Origin of the sequence: Azospirillum griseum (genome assembly GCF_003966125.1) — a bacterium.
GTDB classification, from domain to species: domain Bacteria; phylum Pseudomonadota; class Alphaproteobacteria; order Azospirillales; family Azospirillaceae; genus Azospirillum; species Azospirillum griseum.
Map to the genome: position 1 here is coordinate 1 of NZ_RXMA01000070.1, position 4,259 is coordinate 4,259.

5 protein-coding genes are annotated in these 4,259 nt (G+C 66.0%); all 5 read right to left on the minus strand.

The features are described from left to right. On the minus strand, positions 1 to 251 hold a 251-nt coding region (locus EJ903_RS25940; protein ID WP_126620763.1), incomplete at its 3' end, for a DUF6867 family protein. A 1-nt stretch (position 252) separates the two neighbouring features. Beyond that, a complete protein-coding gene (locus EJ903_RS25945) occupies positions 253 to 963 on the minus strand; it encodes an ABC transporter ATP-binding protein (RefSeq protein ID WP_126620767.1) in 711 nt (236 codons plus the stop codon). Positions 964 to 978: 15 nt separating this feature from the next. Then, positions 979 to 1,842 carry an ABC transporter ATP-binding protein gene (locus EJ903_RS25950; RefSeq protein WP_126620764.1) on the minus strand — a complete coding sequence of 288 codons (864 nt, stop codon included), beginning with the start codon at positions 1,840 to 1,842 and terminating at the stop codon, positions 979 to 981. A gap of 8 nt (positions 1,843 to 1,850) precedes the next feature. Next, the gene (gene livM / locus EJ903_RS25955) at positions 1,851 to 3,347 is read right to left on the minus strand and encodes a high-affinity branched-chain amino acid ABC transporter permease LivM (RefSeq protein ID WP_126620765.1); all 1,497 of its coding nucleotides are present in this window, start codon (positions 3,345 to 3,347) and stop codon (positions 1,851 to 1,853) included. A 5-nt stretch (positions 3,348 to 3,352) separates the two neighbouring features. Continuing rightward, positions 3,353 to 4,258, minus strand: a complete 906-nt coding sequence (locus EJ903_RS25960; RefSeq protein ID WP_126620766.1) for a branched-chain amino acid ABC transporter permease — start codon at positions 4,256 to 4,258, stop codon at positions 3,353 to 3,355. Between the last annotated feature and the right edge of the window lies 1 nt (position 4,259).

Consider the following 4,259-nt stretch of genomic DNA (forward strand, 5'->3'; position numbering starts at 1 on the left):
GTGGTTGCGGTTATGGCGGCGATGACGATGGTGTGGACGAGGAAGCCCCAGGGGGCGAGGAGTTGTTCGCCCGCCAGGCCCCAGGCGAGGAAGCGGTCGCCCACGCCCAGCAGCAGGGAATAGCCCCAGACCGCCGACAGCGGTTTCCAGCCTTCGGCCAGGGTCTGGCCGGTCAGCACGCCGAAGCCGCCGAACACCAGCAGCGTCAGGAACAGGAAGACGGGCAGCGAGGACCCCAACAGCGTCTCCATCTCAATGCCCCCCTTCCAGATAGGCCGCGCGCACGTCGGGATCGGCCAGCAGGTCGGCCCCGGTCCCGGTCATCGTGATCTTGCCGTTCACCATCACATAGCCGCGATGGGCCAGCTTCAGCGCGTGGAACGCGTTCTGTTCGACCATGAAGACCGTCATCTTCTGCTCGCGGTTGATCTCCTTGATCACCTCGAAGATCTGCTTGACGATCAGCGGGGCCAGACCCAGCGACGGTTCGTCCAGCAGCAGCAGGCGCGGTTGGCTCATCAGCGCCCGGCCGATGGCCAGCATCTGCTGCTCGCCGCCCGACATGGTCCCGGCGCGCTGGCTGATGCGCTCCTTCAGGCGGGGGAACAGGGTCAGCACCCGTTCCAATTCGCGTTCGAAGCTGCCGGGCTGGGCGACGATCGACCCCATCTGCAAATTTTCCAGCACGCTCATGCGCGGGAAAATCCGCCGCCCTTCCGGGCTTTGCGCGATGCCGCGCCGCACGATCTCGTGGGTCGGCAGGTCGGTGATGTCCTCGCCCTCGAAGCGGACGCGGCCCTGGCGGGCGCGCGGGCTGCCGCACAGCGTCATCAGCAGGGTCGATTTCCCCGCCCCGTTCGCCCCGATCAGCGAGACGATCTCGCCCGCGTGGATCTCCAGGTCGATGCCCTTCAGCGCCTCGATGGCGCCGTAGAAGGTGTGGACGCCCGACACCTTAAGCATGGGTTCGCTCATGGTTCAGGCCCCCTTCGATCCGGCGGCGGCCGCCGTCGGCAGTGCGGCGTCCTCGTCCTCGCCCAGATAGGCGCGGATGACCGCCGGGTCGTTCTTCACATGCTCCGGATCGCCGTCGGAAATCTTCCGGCCGTAATCCAGCACCACCACATGGTCGGAAATCCGCATCACCACGCTCATGTCATGCTCGATCAGCAGGACACCGGTCTGCCGCCCGTTCGGGTTGCAGGCGTCGCGGATGAAGGTGAGGATTTCCGCCAGATCGGCCGATTCGCGTGGGTTCAACCCGGCGGCCGGTTCGTCCAGGCACAGCAGCACCGGTTCGGTGCACATGGCGCGCGCGATCTCCAGGCGGCGTTGCGCGCCATAGGGCAGGTTGCCCGCCTCCCAATCGGCGAAGTCGGTCAGCTTCACCCGGTCCAGCCAGTATTTGGCCAGATCGAGCGCCTGTTTCTCCGCCGCCCGGTAGGTCGGCAGCCCCAACAGCCCGGCGATGGCGAAGCCCGAGGCCCGCATCAGCTTGTTGTGCTGGGCGACGATCAGGTTTTCCAGAACGCTCATGCCCGAAAACAGGCGGATGTTCTGGAAGGTGCGGGCCACCCCGGCCTGCTGGGCGATGCGGTAGCCCGGCATCCGTTCCAGCAGATGTTCGGTCCCGTCGGGGTGGCGCAGCGTCAGCCGCCCCACCGTCGGCGTGTAGAAGCCGGTGACGCAGTTGAACAGCGTCGTCTTGCCCGCCCCGTTCGGCCCGATCAGGGCGGTGATCTCGCCGGCCCGCGCCACAAAGGACACGTCGTTGTTGGCCACCAGACCGCCGAACCGCATGGTCAGATGTTCGACGGTCAGCAAGGGTTTGTCTTGGCTCATCGCGGCGCTCATCGAGCGGTCCCCCCGGCGGGCTTCGCGCCGCCCCCAGTTTTGCTGTGCAGAAGAATGGTCGGGTCACGGTGGGCCAGCAGGCCGCGCGGACGCCACAGCATGATCACCACCATGCCCATGCCAAAGGCCAGCATGCGGTAGTCGGCCAGCTCGCGGAAGGCTTCCGGCAGGCCGATCACCAGCAGCGTCGCCACCACCACACCGATCTGGCTGCCCATGCCGCCCAGCACGACGATGGCCAGGATGATCGCCGATTCGATGAAGGTGAAGCTTTCCGGGCTGATGAAGCCCTGGCGGGTGGCGAAGAAGGACCCGGCGAAGCCGCCGAACATCGCGGCGATGGCGAAGGCCGCCAGCTTCATGTTCGTGCGGTTGATGCCCAGCGACGCGCTGGCGATCTCGTCCTCGCGCAGCGCTTCCCACGCCCGGCCCAGCGGCAGCTTGCGGATGCGCAGGGTGAAGACGTTGACCAGCAGCGCCAGGGCCAAAATCAGGTAATACATGAAGACGATGCGGTGCAGCGGCGAAAACTCCAGGCCGAACAGCTCGTGGAACGCCGCCATGCCTTCCGCCGGGGTGCGCGAGAATTCGGCGATGCCGAAGAAGCTCGGGCGCGGGATGCCGGAAATGCCGTTCGGGCCGCCGGTGAACTGGTACCAGTTGATCAGCACGATGCGGATGATCTCGCCAAAGCCCAGCGTGACGATGGCGAAATAGTCGCCGCGCAGCCGCAGCACCGGAAAGCCCAGCAGCACGCCCGACAGCGCGGCCAGCACCCCCGCCAGCGGCAGGCAGATCCAGAAGCTCAACCCGAAATAATGGGCCAGCAGCGCGTAGGAATAGGCCCCCACCGCGTAGAAGGCGACGTAGCCCAGATCAAGCAGACCGGCCAGGCCGACGACGATGTTCAGCCCCCAGCCCAGCATGATGTAGGTCAGCAGCAGGATGCCGATGTCCAGAATCTGGCGGTCGGCGATCGGCGTCAGCGGCAGCAGCGCGGCCCCGATGATGGCGACCGGCGCGATGTATCTGGTCGCGTGCTGCACCTTGGCGGCCACCCGGTCCATCCGGCGGTCGCGTTCGGCCAGCGTCAGCTTCGACCGGTGGGTCGCCACCGCGAAGGCGGCGCGCAGCGCGATGATCCCGCCCCCGGCGACCAGCACCAGGCGCAGAACCTGCGTCGGCATCGGCAACACCAGCCCGACCGCCGCCGCGCCCAGGGCCAGCAGCAGAACCGGCAGGGCCAGACCCTGGCCGATCAGACCCAACCCCAACCGGCCCAGGAAGACCAGCAGGACCGAGGCCACGACCTCCTCCGGGCGGGCTTCGATGGACAGCCCGGTCGGGCGGTCGATGGTGCGCAGGCCAACCAGCGGAACGGTCAGCAACAGGGCGATGAAGGCGGCAAAGCCCGCTTCCCGGACGCTGCCCGACCAGTCAACGGCCTTGGCGGCAACGTGCGGTGCGCCCGCGGTGTGAGACGGCATGGTCATTGGCCTTACACCTTCTCGATTTCCGGACGGCCCAGCAGGCCGGTCGGACGGAAGATCAACACGAGGACGAGCAGGGTGAAGGTGGCGACGTCCTTCCATTCGGACCCGACATAGCCCGACCAGAAGGATTCGATCAGCCCGATCACCACCCCGCCCAGCATGGCCCCCGGCAGCGACCCGACCCCGCCCAGAACGGCGGCGGTGAAGCTCTTCACCCCGGCCAGGAAGCCGATGTAGAAGTCGATCACGCCGTAAATCAGCAGAACCATCATCCCCGCCACGGCGGCCAGCGCGGCCCCCATCACGAAGGTCAGCGAAATCACCCGGTCAACATTGACCCCCAGCAACCCCGCCATCTTCTTGTCCTGCTCGCACGCCCGCTGCGCCCGGCCCAGCGACGTCCGCGTGATCAGCATGGTGAAGCCGATCATCAGCGCCAGCGTCAGCACGATGGTCGCCAGCCGCACATAGCTGACCGACACCATCCCATCCATCAACGTCAGATTGCCCGGCAGGATCGGCTGCAACGGCTTCGACCGCGCGCCCTGGAGAATCTGCATGTAGTTCTGCAGGAAGATCGACATGCCGATCGCCGAAATCAGCGGGGCCAGACGCGGCGAATTCCGCAACGGACGGTACGCGATCCGCTCCACCGTCCACCCATACACGCTGGTGAACAGCATCGACGCCGCCAGCATCACCACCAGCGCCAACGGAACCCACGTGATCCCCAACGCGCCCAGCGCCAAAAACGTGATCAACGCGACAAACGACCCGATCATGTAGATCTCGCCGTGCGCAAAATTGATCATACCGATGATCCCGTAGACCATCGTGTAGCCAATCGCGATCAGGCCATAAATGGCCCCAAGCGATAGGCCGTTGATCAATTGCTGTATGAAATAATCCATA